The sequence below is a fragment of the Methanoregula sp. UBA64 genome (assembly GCF_002502735.1).
GTDB lineage: Archaea > Halobacteriota > Methanomicrobia > Methanomicrobiales > Methanospirillaceae > Methanoregula.
In genome coordinates this window covers 425,239-440,344 of the sequence record NZ_DAQC01000001.1, presented here as the reverse complement: position 1 = coordinate 440,344, position 15,106 = coordinate 425,239, and the positions used below count along the sequence as shown (strand labels likewise).

The window sequence follows — 15,106 nt, the reverse complement described above, 5'->3', positions numbered from 1 at the left end:
GAAATGTTCCCGGTCCCGGTGGTTCATGGCCGTTGTCTCCAAACCAGCGGCTCAAAATAAAACGGTGGCGGAACCCAGCATGGATCTCCCTTTTCATCCGGTATGGATAACCCGGGCAATTCTCGTACTGTCCCTTGCAGCGGTCACCCTCATGGCAACCTTTGCCGGACATGCATGAGCTGCCGATCTTCCGGTGACCCGGATCGCCTTTGCGCCCGAAAAAAATCCTGCCGCCCGGATTGCAGGAAAAATAATTTTCCCGGATCCTGCCGGGCCGGCCGGGGCCGGTGCGGGCAGTACTTACCCCAAAAACACCCTCATTTCAGCGGTCCTGACAGTATCTCCGGTATATAATGCCCCCGGTAGTGGTACAAACGGGCACCGGCCGCTAATCTCCCGTAAACCCTCTCAAAACCGATCCGTTTTTTCCTGCCCGGGAACCCTGTAAATTTTCGGCCCGCAATGCGTTTCTTTCATCTGTACAGGGCAGGGTAAGGCAATTCATTGTCCCATTTTTGGCCCCTGCAGGAAGGCCGCTAAAGACGCCGGTCAAATCTCATTTAAAATGCCCTGTTATTGAAAATAACCATTTAAAACAAAAATCGTGGAGTGGATTGGCACCGTTTCCACTGGAACTTTCCGGCCGCGATCCGGCCCTGCAACCTCTCCGTCGGAGAAACGATCCATGGTGACCGTAGGTCCGGCTACCCCCCTCTTTTGGTATAGGGGGCCTGTTTCGCATAGGGGTTGATGTACCCGTCCGGCTGCCACCATTCAATCTCGGCTACGAGATCGGGCAGGACCCGGAGCCGGCGCCAGGCCCGTTCGTGCCGGGTACGCAGCCAGATCTCTTTTGGGAACCACGAAGGAAGCGGGAGCGAGCGGACCGCGCCAAGATCGTCCCGTAAGAGTTCTTCATAAAAGATATCCGGGTCGATCCGGTATGCAGTCTGCCGGACCCGGACCATGCAGGCCGTCTCGCGCTTGAAGATGAAGAGATCGTACCCGAGGTCTTCATGAGTGTTTTCCTGCCAGCGGTATCCCATCCGCTCTGCAAACTTTTTTGCTTCGTTTATCGTGGCGGTCGGCTTCTTCCCCCGGGTCATAAGGATTTTTTATAGGCCGGGAATTGAAGCGTTTGTGGTCGGGCCCATGGAGCAAACGGTACCGGGAATTATTCCCGGACCGGTTGGTTAAAAAAAAGTCTGATCCCCGTACCGTTACAGGGATGCAAGCGGGGCTTCGTTCGTATCGAGGAAGTACACCGCGTTCTCGCCATACTGGACCGGTGCATTCCGGTTCCCGATATGGGGGAGCCCCTGGAACCTCACGAGCCAGGAGCCGTTGATCTGCCCGGCCATCTGGGCCGAGACCGCCTGGGGCGTGATCACGTCGCCCGTGCCGACAACGAGCATGACGGTCTTGTTGATGCCGGCAAGACCGTTCCAGGTCCCGTTAAAGGCAAGGTTCGCGTTTGCCTCGGCCCGGAGGCCCGGGCTCGCGGTCGTATCGTTTGCAACCGCAATGAGGGTCGCGTGCAGGGTCTGGCACGCGGGGATGTTTGCATTGTACGAATTGGAATCGAGGACCAGCTTTTTCACGAGCTCGGGGTGGGTAATGACCAGCTGCTGTGCGGTTGTCGAGCCCATGGACTCCCCGTACACGTTCATGCTGTCGTACCCGAGGGCTTTGATCAGACCTGCCGCATCGTCCGCATAGAGGGGGATTGTGGGGGTCACGTTGTTCATGCTGCTGTATCCCATTCCCCGGTGATCGTAGGCATAGACATGGTATTTGGAGGAGAGGATCGAAAGGAATGTCTCGTTCCACGGGGCCTGCGCGGGAGTATCGTTCGCGACCTCGCTCGCGAATCCTTCGATGAGGAGAACGGGTTCGCCGGATCCCCATTCCCAGTATGCGAGCCGGACGCCATTGACGTCCTTGTATTCGACCGGCGTATTGGCAATGGAGACCGGTTTATACATTGCCGGTGCCGATGGTGACGGGCTGGCAGTGGCCGGCCCGGTGCCGGTGCAGCCGGCGGCAAGAACCATGATCGCAATGACGGCAAGCACAATAATGACGGGAGTCTGTTTCATTCTCGTTTCATCCTCGGGATCGTTAGATTCACTGTTCGGGACGAGCCCTGATAAACGCTTGGTCGGGGAGAAGACCCGGGTTTTCCCTGAACGGAAAACACTATTACACTAAAAACGGTACGTATCTACCATCATGCCCAAAAGGGCAGACCAGACGATCAGTCCCGGCCGGGGAACGATCCACGGCCGCGTTTGCTGCCTGGCCCGGATGGTTTTTTATCATGTCTGAATCAATAAAATCGCCCCTTGCACGGCTCGTGCTCTTCATGATCTGTTTATCGGTTGTCGGGTTGTTCATGGCCGGTGTGCAGTATTACGCAGTCGATCTCCCGCAGCAGCAGAGCGTGCATGCGCCGACAAATGGTTGTGCATACACGCATGGGGACTGTACGTATGAGTATGAGAATAATCGCTGGGAATCGGTCTGCTGCTATACGGATTGCTGTACCAGCACGGATGAAATGAGCTCGGCATCCCAGTGGATTGACTGATCACTACCGGGCGGGAAGACTCCCCCCCACATCTTTTCGTGGCAGGAGGGGTGAGGGGCCGGACAAAAAAATTTGATCCGGGGCCGGAGGGCCTCATTCATTTTTATGGAGTGGGGGACACCCCCTCCCCCACCATGCGATCACTCCACCCTCCCGTTCGTAACCGGAGGGGGTGGTCTCCCCTCCCCCGATCGCCGGACACTCCACACGAAACACACCTTCTGGAACTGGAACGATGGGGGGGGTAGTCCCCTCTTTTGTGCAGTACGGGGGGGGGTCTGTTCGCGAAAAAATAAAACCAGGGGGAGGGGGGTAGCAATATTTTTTAAAGGCCACCCCCCCGCCCGGAACTTTTGGGGAGGTGTGGGGGGTCACGGGCCGGCATCGGCTGGGGGAACAAGCCGGAAATATCCGGGTTCCCTTAACAGAAACACTATTACACCGGAAACGGAACGTATGTATAATATGCTTAAGATGGCAGACCAGACAATCAGTCTCGACCGTATCAGGATCAACGGCCGCATCTGCCGTCTTGCCCGGAAGCTGATCGTTACCGTGGAACACGAAGACGACCGGCTGACACTTTTCAATGAAGAGTTCGGCCTCGTTGTCTCTGCGGAAACGCTGGAAGAAGGAATTGCCGGTCTTTCCGGAGAGCTCGCAGCACTCTGGGAAGTCTATGTCGATGAAGATCCGGCCAACCTTACCGCAGATGCCCTGCGGCTCCGCAGCAACCTGACCTCGCTTGTGCCGGCCGGGGTCAGCCTGTGAAGACCTGCAAGGCCCGGGATATCGAAGCAGCGTTACTCAAGAAAGGGTTCCTGGCAAAGGACTCCCACCACAGACTCTTTTATCTCACAAATGCCGGGAAGATCACCGGCGTCCACACGTTCATGAGCCACGGTCTCCGGGAATATCCTGCGGATCTTCTGGCAAAGATGCGGACCCAGCTGCACCTCTCGGGAAAAGAGTTTGAGAATCTTATCGCATGTCCTTTGTCCGGGGAAGAGTATCTCGCGCTGCTGGTGGAACGCGGGGTTGTGGAATAAAACCGGAATCCCTTTTTGATAAAACAATGCGATACCCGACGCGGGAAAACGCCTTGTCGCCCGGAACTTTTGGGGAGGGGTGGGGGGAACGGGCCGGGATTTATTCCCGGACCAGCAACGAACCGGTATCTTTCATGACCCTGTCCAGATCTTTTCTTTCATGCGCTGGTTTGTCCCGCATACCGGCAACGACAACAACATCCCGGGTATCGAACTCCAGCATCTGAAACATTTTTCTCGTGTAATCAAAATATTCCCGGAACATGCCGGGATCGGGATTGCCCTGCGTGAACACAAGGAGCAGCTTCTTTTTTGATACTTTTTCCTTGTAATGCGGTGAGAAACGCGGGGAGATCTGCGCAAACAACCGGTCGGTGATGATCTTTGCCTGGGCGCTCATCTGCCCCATGTACACGGGCGAGCCAAGGACAATGGCGTCGGCCTTGTCAATCGCGTCATACAGCTCCTGCATATCGTCATCGATTATACAACCGGAGTCCTTTCCGTCATGACAGCACAGGCAGCCCCGGCACGGTTCGATATCATGCCCGCTGAAGTACCAGGACCGGGTCTCGGCTCCCTGTTCTTTCGCGCCTTCGAGTATCTTGTTCACGGTCCACGCGGTATTGCCATCTTTTCGCGGACTTGCGATAATTCCGAGGATCTTCATCTTTTCTGCTTTCATGGTTGACCGGAGGGTGTCTTTATTCTATCATGAGGCCGGGATTACGGATCGTCATTCCGTTTGGCCGTGCTGAGGAAACAAACGTGTTCGGACAGCTGGAACAAAACGATGCCAGACGCGGGAAAACGCCTCGTCGGGTTTTCCCGCTACGCACTTACCGGGATCTTTGGCCGCAGTGAGATTCTAGAGAGATCGTACACTCACTTGCCCAGCGAGGGCCCGACGAGGCGCCCGAGCGACTCCGAGCCGAAGCGAGGAGGGGGGAACTCATTATGGGATGTAGAGGGTTTGAGGACATCGTAAGAAGCTGGGGGTCTCCTGAATACCCCTACAAATGAGGAATGTGATTGTTATCGGTGGGAGGTTGAGGTATATTCTAGAAGATAAGATAATGAATGATACAAATATTATTAAATACAAAATTTTGACTTTGTAAGAATTGCGAGCAATTTCAATAAATATATAATGAAAAGCGAAATCATAAAAAAATTGGTGAATTATGACGGCATATGTAAATCAGCATTTTATTCCTAGATGGTATTTACGAAATTTTTCTCCGAACTATAATAAATACCAAAAGGATGGGGATATTTTTCTCTACTTGCTCAAAAAAAAGAAAGTTATTACAGGTACAATAAAAAAAACTGCGATGATTAAAAATTTTTATGGGGTCGATGGAATATTTGAATCCACATTTCTAAAAGGATTAGATGAAAAAACTTCAATTCCTATCGCCAGTATAATAAAAAATGAAAAAATTGATGAATCCCAGTTAAAGAAGATTGGTCTTTTTTTACGTTTACAATCTATTCGTACAGAATCCTCAAAAAGGATAATGCAAAATTTTCTTCTCCGACCTAGTAAAAAATATCCTAATGAATTGAGAATACTGCGTAGAGATAAAAAAAAGTATGGAAGTGTCATTTTTGAATATTACATAAAATTAATATCTAAAGATTCCCTTCTCCTTTCGGATTTAAAATTATTTTTACTAAAAAATACAACAAAACGCCCATTTATTTCAAGTGATTATCCTGTTGTTCTCAATAATTATTTTTATCAAGATTTGGGTGTATATGGATTATATACTCCAGGCATTCAAGTTATCTGTCCTCTTTCTGACACGCTCTGTTTGTTACTAATACATTCAGAATTATATGATCTCTTAACATCAGGGGATTCTGTCATAGAACTTTCTAAAGAACAGGATATTGATTCAATCAATTGTTTACAATTTATCAATTGTGACAAATTTATTTTATCTAAACAAGAAATTCCAGAGTATTTCTTTTACGTGCATCAAAAATCTGGTTTGATAAAAGATAAATTGAGAGATCTCTGCTTAAAGAGAAGATTCGAGGATACAAAAGATAGAGTGTATAGTATTCCTTTATCATTTTTATCTGCAAGGGAGGGTATCGATTTCTCTCAATTTGAAAAAAACTCTCCAAAAGACAATCTCCCTGTTAGAAATCGCATGTTGTATGATGAGTCAAATAAAAGTGCAGATAAACTAATTTTAGAATTTAATGATGTGATCAGCTCGTATTTCAAAAATGAGAAACATATTGTAAGGAACGTTCAAAGGAATAATTTTTAGAAATGTCTAATTTAAAACCAAAAAGAAAAATGCGCCGATCGGGACTCGAACCCGAGTTTAGGCGTTGGCAACGCCTAGTGATAACCACTACACTATCGGCGCAATGCGCTCTAAAAAGTAGGCACTCATATGATTTAAGTATATCGTGCTTTCAGGCATGAAACGGGCGCATTTGCCGGATGGTTCCGTCGGAGGAATGTTTCCGTGCAGGTACGCTCGCATACCTGCGGATTGTCCGGATGCCGCTTTTCGGATTCTTCCCTCCGGTTCTTCCCGCGGATTTATGGCGGTTCCCGGCCCGGCGACCGCGACCGGCCGCGAGCCGGGCGGCCTTCGTTGTCGCTTCTGCACCGGCTTCCTGCCCCCGCCCGGTCTCCCGGGTTATTCTATCATCGCCGCCGCAAGCCTGAGGGCATACGTGTAGTCCTTCTGGGAGCGCGAAGTGTCGACAAAGATCTTGTCGATGTTGACGACCGGTGCCCCGTGGCCGCGTCCGGCCCCCAGGTGTTCGAGCGTCCGGAACACAAAGTTTCCCGTGATGCCGTCCGGCGCAATGATAAGTCCGCAGGACTGGATGGCATCCTCGATGCGGAACTCGAAATGCTCGGCACCCGCGAGCTTTGCCACGAGCTCGGCATCGGCCATGCTCCGGTCCACGGCCGCATTCCAGCCAATGCCGCCGAACCGGCCGCCCGAGAGCACGCCCACTTTTTCGGGGAGGCCGAACTTTACGGCAAGTGCCCGGCCTTTTTCTATCAGCGCGAGCTTCTCCGTGATGGTCCAGCCTTCGGCAATCCCGACCGGCGCAAACAGGAACTTCTTTTTTCCGGCCGTCTCAAGGAGCGCAACGCGTTCAAGGTGCAAGACGCCAGCCGCTGCCGCGAGCAGCTTTAACGTGATCTCGCCCGGCAGGTTCCCGCGTACCGCTGCCGCGATCGTTCCTGTCTTCAAAGCATAGACAAGGGCAGCGTCCGGATCGCTCTCTTCGGCAATCCTCACGCGGGCGGTACCGGGCGGGAGCTGTGCGGTGCCCGGCCGCGAATAACAGATAATATCGTACGGGATCTCCGCCCGGCACGCACTCTGGATGATCTTCTCTGCATCCGGGCCCATCCCGATTCCAATGGCGGTTCGTCTGGTCATAAAATACGTCCCCGGGCGTGGTGACGGGGTCCGGACAGACCCTGCACCACCGGTCGATACCATCCCTCTCGTGCCGGAAATGATAAGGATACGCTTGACCGAAATGGATTTTTCAGTCAAAAAAAACCGGATATCCCCGGGTTTTCTGCGTATGCCGTAAAAAACAACGGGACCGGCCCCGTTTCATGCGCCTGCCGGTAAGGGCCCCGACCCGAATCCTATACCTTAATGTAACGCGTGCGCCCTAATAACTGATCAATGATACCCCTCTTCGTGGACTGCACGGGAAAACAGGTCGTGATCTTTGGAGGAGGGGTGGTTGCCGCACGCAAGGCCGGGCACTTTGCCTACGAGGCCGAGGTGCTCATGGTCAGCAAAACCTTCAATCCCGAATCAAAAGCGCTTCCCGTCCAGATCCAGACGCTCGACACCCGGGCCGCAAGCGACGAGGAGCTCAACCGGATCATCGAGCACGCGTTCCTTGTGATCGGCGCCCTCTCCGACAAGGAAGAGAACAACCGGATCGGTGCGCTCTGCAAAGACTACGGCGTGCTCTTCAACAATGCAAACGGCGAGGCCGGGGACGTGATCATCCCGGCAATCACGCAGGGGGCGCATTACGGGGTTGCGGTCAGCACCCTTGGCGAGAGCCCCGCGGTCTCCCGGTTCATCCGCGAGGACCTCGAGAAGCGCTACCCGGCGCTCGATGCCATGATCGCCCTCCAGCACCGGCTCCGCGTGGAGTTAAAGAAACGAGACACCACGCCCGCGGGCAGGCGCCGGATCCTCTGGGAGGTGCTCCACGACAAGACCCTCTGGTCGCTCTTAAAGAAGTCCCCCGGCCGGGCGTGGGACCGGGTGGCGGAGAGGTATCTTGCATGACCGGCCGCGAGGCGGGTCTTGCCATTGCCGGCGTCAGCCACCAGACCGCTGATGTCACGGCGCTCGAAGCGTTCCGGTTCCCGGACGAACCCGCGTTCCTTGCCGCTGCAAAAAAACAGTTCGGCGGCGTGCTCCTCCTCCAAACCTGCAACCGGGTCGAAGTGATGGTGGAAGGCAACGCAGCGGATCTCCGGGATTTCCTGTGCAGCCAGGGACGGAACGGGTTCTTTCTCCTTGACGGCCGCGATGCACTGCGCCACCTCTTCTCGCTTGCCGCCGGCATAGAATCGATGATCGTGGGCGAGGACCAGATCATCGGCCAGCTCAAGAAAAGCCTTGCGGACGCCGAGGCGGCGGGAAGCGCCGGCTGTTTTGTTGCGCAGTGCGTGACAAAGGCCGTCCACGTAGGGATCGAAGCGCGGAAACGCACCCGGATCAACCGGGGGTCGGTCTCGGTCGGCTCGGCTGCCGTGATCCTTGCCGAGTCCGAGCTCGGGTCGCTTGCCGGCCGGCACATCCTCGTGGTAGGGAGCGGCGAGATGGGCCTTCTTGTGGCCCAGGCGCTTGCCGCAAAGCAGCTCACCGCCATGTACGTGGCAAACCGCACATTCGGCCGCGCCGTCCAGCTCGCGGAAAAGATCGGCGGGAATGCGGTAAAGTTCTCCGAGCTCTACCACTATATCGCGCTCTCCGATGTGGTCATCTCCTGCACCGCCGCCCCGCACGCGGTGATCCGTGCAGCGGAACTGGACCAGGCCGTACAGGCACGGCCAAAGCTCGCGGACGGCTCTCCAAAGCCGCTCATCATCATCGATATCGCCCAGCCCCGGGACGTGGAAGAGGCCGCGGGGGAGATAGCGGGCGTCCGGCTCTTTACCATCGACAACCTGCGCGAGGTAAACGAGAAGAACATGGCGACCCGCAAGGCGGAGGCGGAACGGGCCTCTGCGTTTGTCGAAGAAGAGCTCTCGGTCTTCCTCTCGCAGCTCCGGCGCCAGTCCTCCGACGACTGCATTGCCGTTCTCCATGCATGGGCAGAGGAAGTGCGGATCCGTGAGCGGGACCGGGCGCTTACCCGGCTTGGGACATGCGACGAGAGGACCGCGGAGATCCTCGACGACCTCTCGCGGGTGCTCACCAAAAAGATCCTTGCCGATGCAACCGCCTCGATCCGGGAGAACGCCCATGCCGGCGACCGGGCCGCGGCCGAAGCGCTCGTTGCCGCCCTTACCCGGGGCACCGTGCCGCAAAAAAAGAAAGGGGAAGTCCGGGAATAGCCGGGAGGGCACCATGACCGCAGAGCCTCCCGAAAAACTCCGTGTCCGCCCGTATGCAGACGAGGACTTTTCCGCGGTCGTGGCGCTGGAGATCAACGGCATCCACGAGCCGTACCGGTCCGCGGTCTTTGTCCGGCAGCAGGTCGCCCTCTCCCCGGACACCTTCCTGGTCGGGGTCGAAGAGGAAACGATCGTCGGGTTTACCGTTGCCGCCATTGTCCACGACCGTCCCAATACGGCCTGGATCCTCCGCATGATGGTAGGCAACGGGTTCCGCCACTGCGGGATCGGGACCGGGCTCCTGCGCGAGATGTGCCGGCTGCTTGCCGGCCGGGGCGTGCGCGAGATCTTCCTTACGGTCTCGCCAAAGAACGAGCCGGCGGTCCGGCTCTACACCCGGGAAGGGTTTAATAAAGAATCGCTTGTCCCGGCCTATTTTGGCAATGGCGAGGACCGGTTCATCATGAAGCGGACCTGCTAAAAAAAAGGGTTATCCCTGTTTTATAAACGCGGTCTGCGAGAGGGAGGCGAGCGTGTCGTAGGACGGGCAGGTCCCGCTCATCCGGATCACATCGAGAATATCGCCTTTCCCAAAGACCACTTCGGTATAGCCTTCGGTTGCAACGGGGGCGCTGCTCTCAAATGAGAGCGGGGACATGCCGCCGGCCGAGATTTCTGTCGGCGTTGCATTCACGAGCACTGCCGAAAGCGCCCGGGTATCGGGCCCGGTTGCCGGTGCGGCAAGATCGGTAAAGGCAAGGCCCCCGACTTTGCGTTCGTTTGCGATAACGAGCGGGACGAGCGAGGACATGTTCTGCCCCGAATAGCGCGTCACGGTCTGGGTGAGCGTGCAGGTGCCGGCCGCGTTACCGGCAGGCAGCGTATAGACGACAACGTACCCGTCCTGCCAGCCGAGTTCGCGGGCAGCCGTGCCCATCTCGGCAGCGGTCTTCTCGCGGGACGAGACCGGGGTCCAGGTGGCGGGCAGGTCGGAGGGTGCGAGCGCGTATGCGGAAAGCGCAGGGGTTGCAGGGGCCGGCGTTACTGCGGCCTGCGGTGCGGCAGGCGCGGAAGTACACCCGGCGCAGAGGATGAGAGCGGCCATGATAATGACCGGTACAGACCAGGAATAATGCTGCATATCGTACCCGGTAGTACCCGTTCCCCTAAAAAACGAAGTGTTTTTGTTTTTTGGCCCGTACCGGGGATACAACCATATATACGATAACCCAGCACATGGTAATTAGTATTCTCCGAGGTAATGTTGCGTATGTTTCCCGAGCGACGCATGAGGCGGGTCAGGTCCCGCACGATCCAGCCTCTTTTATGCGAGACAACGCTTTCCAAAAACGATCTCGTTGCCCCCCTGTTTGTGGATGAGACTGTAAAAGCCCCTGTCGCGATCGCGTCCATGCCGGGCCAGTCGCGCTACCCGGTCGACATGATCGCGGCCGTTGCCGGCGACCTGTACGAGCGGGGCTGCCGGGCAGTCCTCCTCTTTGGGATCCCGGCCTTTAAGGACGAGGCGGCGACAAGCGCCTACGATCCCGACGGGATCGTGCAGCAGGCAGTCCGCCGGGTGAAAGCCGCGTACCCGAAGATGGTGGTCATCACCGATGTCTGTGCATGCGAGTACACGAGTCACGGCCACTGCGGGATCGTGGGCAGCACCCGGTGCGGGGAGAAGGATCTCTTAAACGACGAGTCGCTCCTTTTGATGAACCGGATTGCGATAAGCCATGCGGAGGCCGGGGCGGATATCGTTGCCCCGTCCTGCATGCTCGACGGCATGGTAGCCTCGATCCGCGGTGCGCTCGATGCGGAAGGCTACGGCGACGTGCTCATCATGTCCTATTCGACAAAATTCTCCTCTGCCCTCTACGGCCCGTTCCGCGAGGCAGCGGAGTCCGGGTTCTCGTTTGGGGACCGCAGCACGTACCAGATGAACCCGGCAAACGGCCGCGAGGCATTTCTCGAATCGCAGCTCGACTACGAGGAGGGCGCCGACATTTTGATGGTCAAGCCCGCGGGGCCGTACCTCGACGTGCTCGCGAATATCGCAACCATCGGGATCCCGGTTGCCGCGTACCAGGTGAGCGGCGAGTACGCGATGATCAAGGCCGCGGCGGAGCGCGGCTGGATAAAGGAAAAAGAGACCGTGCTTGAATCGCTCATGTGTATCAAAAGGGCCGGTGCCGACCTTATCATCACGTATTTTGCACGCGACGTGTGCGGGTGGCTGTAAATGAAGAGCGAAGAACTCTTCTCGGCAGCAAAAACTTTGATCCCCGGCGGGGTCTCCAGTCCCGTCCGGGCAATAAAACCCTATCCTTTTTACACGGCACGGGCCGAAGGCTCGCACCTCTATACGGTTGACGGTGCAGCCCTTATCGACTGCTGCATGGGCTATGGCCCGCTCCTGTTAGGCCACGCCCGCCCGGAGATCAAAAAAGCGATCGCGGACCGGCTCGAAAAGGGCTGGCTGTACGGCACGCCGATCCCGGAGGAGCCGGAGTTCGCAAAGCTCATCACCGGCGACCACCCGGGCATGGATATGGCCCGGTTCGTTTCGAGCGGTTCGGAAGCCACGATGGCCGCGATCCGGCTCGCCCGGGGTTTTACCGGGAAGTCCGATATCGTGAAGATCGAGGGCGGGTTCCACGGCGCTCACGATGCGGTGCTCGTAAAGGCCGGCTCGGGCGCAACCACGATGGGCGTCCCGGACTCGGCCGGCGTGCTCCCCGATCTCGTAGCCCACACCCGGCAGGTTCCATACAACGATGCCGAGGCGCTCGAAACGCTTCTTGCGAAGAACAACGATATCGCGGCGCTCATCATCGAACCGGTTCTCGGGAATATCGGCCCGGTGGTCCCGCAGGACGGGTACCTCAGGAGCGTCCGGGAGATCACACAGGCCCATGACGTACTCCTCATCTTCGACGAGGTAATCACCGGCTACCGGCTCGGGATAGGCGGGGCGCAGAAGATGTACGGTATCAAGCCCGACCTTACCACGCTCGGGAAGATCATCGGCGGCGGCCTCCCCATCGGCGCCTTCTGCGGGAAGCGCGAGATAATGTCGCTTACCGTCCCCGAGGGGCCGGTGTACCAGGCCGGCACCTTCTCGGGAAACCCGCTCTCGCTTACGGCCGGGATTGCCACCATCCGCTGGCTCCACGACCACCCGAAGACGTATGCGGATCTCGCGGAGAAGACCCGGGTGATCGAAGAGTCGCTCCCGGAGGAGAAGCTCGATACCGGATCGTTTGTCCGGCTCGGTTCGATGTTCAAGTACTTCTTCCGCAAAGATGCCCCGCAGAACTACACGGAAGTAAAGGAATGCGACACGCAGGCATTCGGTGCGTTCTGGCAGAAGATGCTTGACCGCGGCGTCTTTATCCCGCCCTCCCAGTTCGAGACCAATTTCCTCTCGGTGGCTCACACCCCGCAGGACATCGAGACGATTGCAGGAGGGTACCTGGCATGACGGTCCGGATCGGCACCCGGGGAAGCAAGCTCGCGCTCGCCCAGGCAGAGATCGTAGGTAAAAAACTGGCCGGGCTCGGGATCAAGGTAGAGCAGAAGATCATCAGCACTCAAGGAGACGAAGTGACCGGCGTCCCGCTCCATGAGATCGGGAAGCAGGGCGTCTTTGTAAAAGCCCTTGACGATGCAATCCTCGACGGCGAGATCGATTGCGCGGTCCACAGCATGAAAGACATCCCCGCGATCCGGCCCTCGGGCCTCGTGATCGCCGCCATCCTTCCCCGCGATTCCCCGGCCGACTACCTTGCCTACTTTGGCGCGGTCTCGGCCGTAAAAGTCGTGGGAACGTCGAGCACACGGAGAAAGGCCCAGCTCCTCCGCCACGACCCGGACCTCGAGATCCGCGACCTGCGGGGGAACGTGGATACGAGGATGCGCAAGCTCCGCGAAGGCCAGTACAATGCAATCGTGCTCGCGGAGGCCGGCCTCCAGCGTCTCGGCGTCCGCATCCCGGGCGAGCGCCTGCCCCCCGAGAAGTTCGTGCCCACCCCCAATCAGGGCACGATCGCGGTCGTAAGCCGGGCCGACCCCTCGCTCATGGAAGTGCTCTCCGTGCTCGACCACCCGGGCACCAGGAAAGACGTTGCCATAGAGCGGGCCGTGATGGAGCAGGTGGGCGCGGGGTGCTTTACGCCCATGGGGATCTACTGTAAGGCCGGCCACCTGGTTGCCGAGGTACTCTCCCTTGACGGGAAGCGCGTGGAGCGCATAGAGAAAGATATCGGTACGCTCGAAGAGGCGCGGGCGATCGGTAAAGACCTCCGTGAAAAGGCCGGCGGCCTCATCGAGGAAGCATACAAAACACTGGGGATCTCCTTATGACCGGGAAAGTCTACCTTGTCGGATCCGGCCCGGGCGGGACCGGTCTTTTAACGCAGCGTGCAGCAGATCTCATCGAAAAAGCCGATGTGGTCTTCTACGACCAGCTCCCGGGCGAGGAAATTCTCGCCACCCTGCCGGAGCGGGCCGAGAAGATCGACTGCGGGAAGTTCGGCGGGAAGCATACGCTCGAACAGCACGAGATCGAAAACGAGATGGTGGCCCGGGCAAAACAGGGAAAGACGATCGTCCGGCTCAAGGGCGGCGACCCGTTCCTCTTTGGCCGGGGCGGCGAGGAGCTCGAAACCCTCCGCGAGGCGGGCATTGAGGTCGAGATGGTGCCGGGAGTCACCAGCGCCCTTGCCGTTCCCGCCTCGGTCGGGATCCCGGTCACGCACCGGAAGTACGCCTCGCAGGTCACGATCCTCACCGGCCACGAGGATCCGACAAAGGCCGCATCGGCCCTTGACTGGAAACTGCTTGCCCGGGGGCGCGGCACAATCGTGATCCTGATGGGCGTTGCAAACCTGCCGGGCATTGCAGAGGCCCTGATTGCAAACGGCAAGGATGCACAGACGCCGGTCGCCGTGATCGAGCGGGGCCTCCGAAAGGACCGCCGCGTCACCACCGGGCCACTTGCAAGGATTGGTGCAATCGCCGCACAGGCTGGCGTTAAACCGCCTGCGGTAATTGTGATCGGCGATGTCGTACGGCTCTACGACAAGAACCGCCCCGATCTGATCCCGTACGGAGGAAAATGATGCTCGATTTCATCAACCGTTTTGAACGGCTTGTCTACATGCTCCTCATCGCACTGCTGGTGATCGTCCTTATCTTTGCGCTGGGGGAGATGTTCTGGTACCTGTGGGTTTCGGTATCGAACGCTCCCGTCGGACTCCTGGAAAACCACGAACTGACCTCGGTGCTCGGTACCTTCCTCTTAGTGCTCATCGCGGTCGAACTCCTGGATACGATGAAGGCATATATCGAGGAGAACGTGATCCACGTGGAGATCGTGGTGCTTCTTGCGATCATCGCGATCGCCCGGAAAGTGATCCTGCTCGATCCTGCGGAGACCGACGGTATTGAACTGATCGGCATCGGCATCATCATCATCGGGCTTGCCGCATCCTACTATCTCTTGCGGAAGGCAGGCTTTACCCTCGGGACACCGAAGAATAAAGAGCCCGCAGAAAAAGAGGCCGCGGTCCCGGAAAAGAGCGGGTAAGACCCTGTCGTTTCCCGGTATCCCCACCGGCTGAAGGAAAAAACAATTTTTGGTTTGTAATCTTTTTTTATGGCCCCTGACGGCCAGAAAATTTTACGTCCGATGTTTTCGCACGGACCCAGAAATCAGTCCGGGTAAAGTGCCAATCTAGCCACTGCCCTCTATTTTTCACAATCATCCACCCCCCTTCGCGCCAACCCTGCCCCCATAGGGGGCGGGGGCGCAGCGATTCCTCTGTATTACCTTAAATCCCGATTCAGGTAATACAGCACTATCGCAAATGGGGC

The 15,106-nt window shown here is 57.1% G+C and carries 17 protein-coding genes and 1 tRNA gene; 12 read left to right on the top strand and 6 right to left on the bottom strand.

The window, feature by feature from the left end; translation table 11 throughout:
- Positions 1 to 704 precede the first annotated feature (704 nt).
- Together BP758_RS02195 and BP758_RS02190 are read right to left on the bottom strand one after the other, a co-directional pair.
- Positions 705 to 1,106: a hypothetical protein gene (locus BP758_RS02195; protein WP_292368285.1), complete on the bottom strand. Its 402-nt coding sequence runs from the start codon at positions 1,104 to 1,106 to the stop codon at positions 705 to 707.
- A 114-nt stretch (positions 1,107 to 1,220) separates the two neighbouring features.
- Positions 1,221 to 2,099: an alpha/beta fold hydrolase gene (locus tag BP758_RS02190; protein ID WP_292368283.1), complete on the bottom strand. Its 879-nt coding sequence runs from the start codon at positions 2,097 to 2,099 to the stop codon at positions 1,221 to 1,223.
- Between the two features lie 221 nt (positions 2,100 to 2,320).
- On the opposite strand from BP758_RS02190, the gene BP758_RS02185 reads away from it, so the two are divergent.
- The 3 genes from BP758_RS02185 to BP758_RS02175 all read left to right on the top strand — a co-directional run bounded on the left by BP758_RS02185 (position 2,321) and on the right by BP758_RS02175 (position 3,639).
- Positions 2,321 to 2,590 (top strand): hypothetical protein, encoded by a 270-nt coding sequence (locus tag BP758_RS02185; RefSeq protein ID WP_292368281.1) that lies wholly within the window; start codon positions 2,321 to 2,323, stop codon positions 2,588 to 2,590.
- 465 nt (positions 2,591 to 3,055) lie between these two features.
- On the top strand, positions 3,056 to 3,361 hold the full coding sequence (locus BP758_RS02180) for a hypothetical protein (protein ID WP_292368279.1): 306 nt from the start codon (positions 3,056 to 3,058) through the stop codon (positions 3,359 to 3,361).
- Positions 3,358 to 3,639 carry a hypothetical protein gene (locus BP758_RS02175; protein WP_292368278.1) on the top strand — a complete coding sequence of 94 codons (282 nt, stop codon included), beginning with the start codon at positions 3,358 to 3,360 and terminating at the stop codon, positions 3,637 to 3,639. The genes BP758_RS02180 and BP758_RS02175 overlap by 4 nt, the downstream gene beginning before the upstream one ends.
- A 100-nt stretch (positions 3,640 to 3,739) precedes the next feature.
- Here BP758_RS02175 and BP758_RS02170 read toward each other — a convergent pair whose 3' ends face one another.
- On the bottom strand, positions 3,740 to 4,324 hold the full coding sequence (locus BP758_RS02170; RefSeq protein ID WP_292368277.1) for a flavodoxin family protein: 585 nt from the start codon (positions 4,322 to 4,324) through the stop codon (positions 3,740 to 3,742).
- Between the two features lie 499 nt (positions 4,325 to 4,823).
- Here BP758_RS02170 and BP758_RS02165 point away from each other — a divergent pair, with 499 nt between their 5' ends.
- The gene (locus BP758_RS02165; RefSeq protein ID WP_292368276.1) at positions 4,824 to 5,924 is read left to right on the top strand and encodes a DUF4238 domain-containing protein; all 1,101 of its coding nucleotides are present in this window, start codon (positions 4,824 to 4,826) and stop codon (positions 5,922 to 5,924) included.
- A 30-nt stretch (positions 5,925 to 5,954) separates the two neighbouring features.
- Here the strand turns inward: BP758_RS02165 and BP758_RS02160 are convergent.
- Both BP758_RS02160 and BP758_RS02155 read right to left on the bottom strand, forming a co-directional pair.
- Positions 5,955 to 6,026, bottom strand: a tRNA-Gly gene (locus BP758_RS02160).
- Positions 6,027 to 6,305: 279 nt separating this feature from the next.
- A complete protein-coding gene (locus BP758_RS02155) occupies positions 6,306 to 7,067 on the bottom strand; it encodes a phosphotransacetylase (protein WP_292368275.1) in 762 nt (253 codons plus the stop codon).
- Positions 7,068 to 7,325: 258 nt separating this feature from the next.
- On the opposite strand from BP758_RS02155, the gene BP758_RS02150 reads away from it, so the two are divergent.
- The 3 genes from BP758_RS02150 to BP758_RS02140 are packed head-to-tail and all read left to right on the top strand — an operon-like array spanning position 7,326 to position 9,707.
- Positions 7,326 to 7,949 carry a precorrin-2 dehydrogenase/sirohydrochlorin ferrochelatase family protein gene (locus BP758_RS02150; RefSeq protein ID WP_292368274.1) on the top strand — a complete coding sequence of 208 codons (624 nt, stop codon included), beginning with the start codon at positions 7,326 to 7,328 and terminating at the stop codon, positions 7,947 to 7,949.
- Positions 7,946 to 9,226, top strand: a complete 1,281-nt coding sequence (gene hemA, locus BP758_RS02145) for a glutamyl-tRNA reductase (RefSeq protein WP_292368273.1) — start codon at positions 7,946 to 7,948, stop codon at positions 9,224 to 9,226. The genes BP758_RS02150 and hemA overlap by 4 nt, the downstream gene beginning before the upstream one ends.
- Positions 9,227 to 9,239: 13 nt before the next feature.
- Complete coding sequence (locus BP758_RS02140) at positions 9,240 to 9,707, top strand: GNAT family N-acetyltransferase (protein WP_292368272.1); 468 nt, start codon at positions 9,240 to 9,242, stop codon at positions 9,705 to 9,707.
- 9 nt (positions 9,708 to 9,716) lie between these two features.
- Here BP758_RS02140 and BP758_RS02135 read toward each other — a convergent pair whose 3' ends face one another.
- Entirely contained in the window at positions 9,717 to 10,367 is a 651-nt protein-coding gene (locus tag BP758_RS02135; RefSeq protein WP_292368270.1) for a hypothetical protein, read from the bottom strand.
- Between the two features lie 129 nt (positions 10,368 to 10,496).
- Here BP758_RS02135 and hemB point away from each other — a divergent pair, with 129 nt between their 5' ends.
- From hemB to BP758_RS02110, 5 genes are read left to right on the top strand one after another with little or no spacing between them, the layout of a single operon-like run.
- Positions 10,497 to 11,471 (top strand): porphobilinogen synthase, encoded by a 975-nt coding sequence (gene hemB, locus BP758_RS02130; RefSeq protein WP_292368267.1) that lies wholly within the window; start codon positions 10,497 to 10,499, stop codon positions 11,469 to 11,471.
- On the top strand, positions 11,472 to 12,713 hold the full coding sequence (gene hemL, locus BP758_RS02125; protein ID WP_292368265.1) for a glutamate-1-semialdehyde 2,1-aminomutase: 1,242 nt from the start codon (positions 11,472 to 11,474) through the stop codon (positions 12,711 to 12,713).
- Positions 12,710 to 13,594, top strand: a complete 885-nt coding sequence (gene hemC / locus BP758_RS02120; RefSeq protein WP_292368263.1) for a hydroxymethylbilane synthase — start codon at positions 12,710 to 12,712, stop codon at positions 13,592 to 13,594. The genes hemL and hemC overlap by 4 nt, the downstream gene beginning before the upstream one ends.
- Positions 13,591 to 14,352 (top strand): uroporphyrinogen-III C-methyltransferase, encoded by a 762-nt coding sequence (gene cobA, locus BP758_RS02115; RefSeq protein WP_292368261.1) that lies wholly within the window; start codon positions 13,591 to 13,593, stop codon positions 14,350 to 14,352. The genes hemC and cobA overlap by 4 nt, the downstream gene beginning before the upstream one ends.
- On the top strand, positions 14,349 to 14,819 hold the full coding sequence (locus BP758_RS02110; RefSeq protein WP_292368259.1) for a phosphate-starvation-inducible PsiE family protein: 471 nt from the start codon (positions 14,349 to 14,351) through the stop codon (positions 14,817 to 14,819). Before cobA ends, BP758_RS02110 begins: the two co-directional genes overlap by 4 nt.
- The last annotated feature ends 287 nt before the right edge of the window (positions 14,820 to 15,106 follow it).

Bases quoted from the DNA above. Each gene is read 5' to 3' on its own strand.
- BP758_RS02195 (WP_292368285.1), bottom strand. From the start codon at position 1,106: ATGACCCGGGGGAAGAAGCCGACCGCCACGATAAACGAAGCAAAAAAG.
- BP758_RS02190 (WP_292368283.1), bottom strand. From the start codon at position 2,099: ATGAAACAGACTCCCGTCATTATTGTGCTTGCCGTCATTGCGATCATG.
- BP758_RS02185 (WP_292368281.1), top strand. From the start codon at position 2,321: ATGTCTGAATCAATAAAATCGCCCCTTGCACGGCTCGTGCTCTTCATG.
- BP758_RS02180 (WP_292368279.1), top strand. From the start codon at position 3,056: ATGCTTAAGATGGCAGACCAGACAATCAGTCTCGACCGTATCAGGATC.
- BP758_RS02170 (WP_292368277.1), bottom strand. From the start codon at position 4,324: ATGAAAGCAGAAAAGATGAAGATCCTCGGAATTATCGCAAGTCCGCGA.
- BP758_RS02165 (WP_292368276.1), top strand. From the start codon at position 4,824: ATGACGGCATATGTAAATCAGCATTTTATTCCTAGATGGTATTTACGA.
- BP758_RS02155 (WP_292368275.1), bottom strand. From the start codon at position 7,067: ATGACCAGACGAACCGCCATTGGAATCGGGATGGGCCCGGATGCAGAG.
- BP758_RS02150 (WP_292368274.1), top strand. From the start codon at position 7,326: ATGATACCCCTCTTCGTGGACTGCACGGGAAAACAGGTCGTGATCTTT.
- hemA (WP_292368273.1), top strand. From the start codon at position 7,946: ATGACCGGCCGCGAGGCGGGTCTTGCCATTGCCGGCGTCAGCCACCAG.
- BP758_RS02140 (WP_292368272.1), top strand. From the start codon at position 9,240: ATGACCGCAGAGCCTCCCGAAAAACTCCGTGTCCGCCCGTATGCAGAC.
- BP758_RS02135 (WP_292368270.1), bottom strand. From the start codon at position 10,367: ATGCAGCATTATTCCTGGTCTGTACCGGTCATTATCATGGCCGCTCTC.
- hemB (WP_292368267.1), top strand. From the start codon at position 10,497: ATGTTTCCCGAGCGACGCATGAGGCGGGTCAGGTCCCGCACGATCCAG.
- hemL (WP_292368265.1), top strand. From the start codon at position 11,472: ATGAAGAGCGAAGAACTCTTCTCGGCAGCAAAAACTTTGATCCCCGGC.
- hemC (WP_292368263.1), top strand. From the start codon at position 12,710: ATGACGGTCCGGATCGGCACCCGGGGAAGCAAGCTCGCGCTCGCCCAG.
- cobA (WP_292368261.1), top strand. From the start codon at position 13,591: ATGACCGGGAAAGTCTACCTTGTCGGATCCGGCCCGGGCGGGACCGGT.
- BP758_RS02110 (WP_292368259.1), top strand. From the start codon at position 14,349: ATGATGCTCGATTTCATCAACCGTTTTGAACGGCTTGTCTACATGCTC.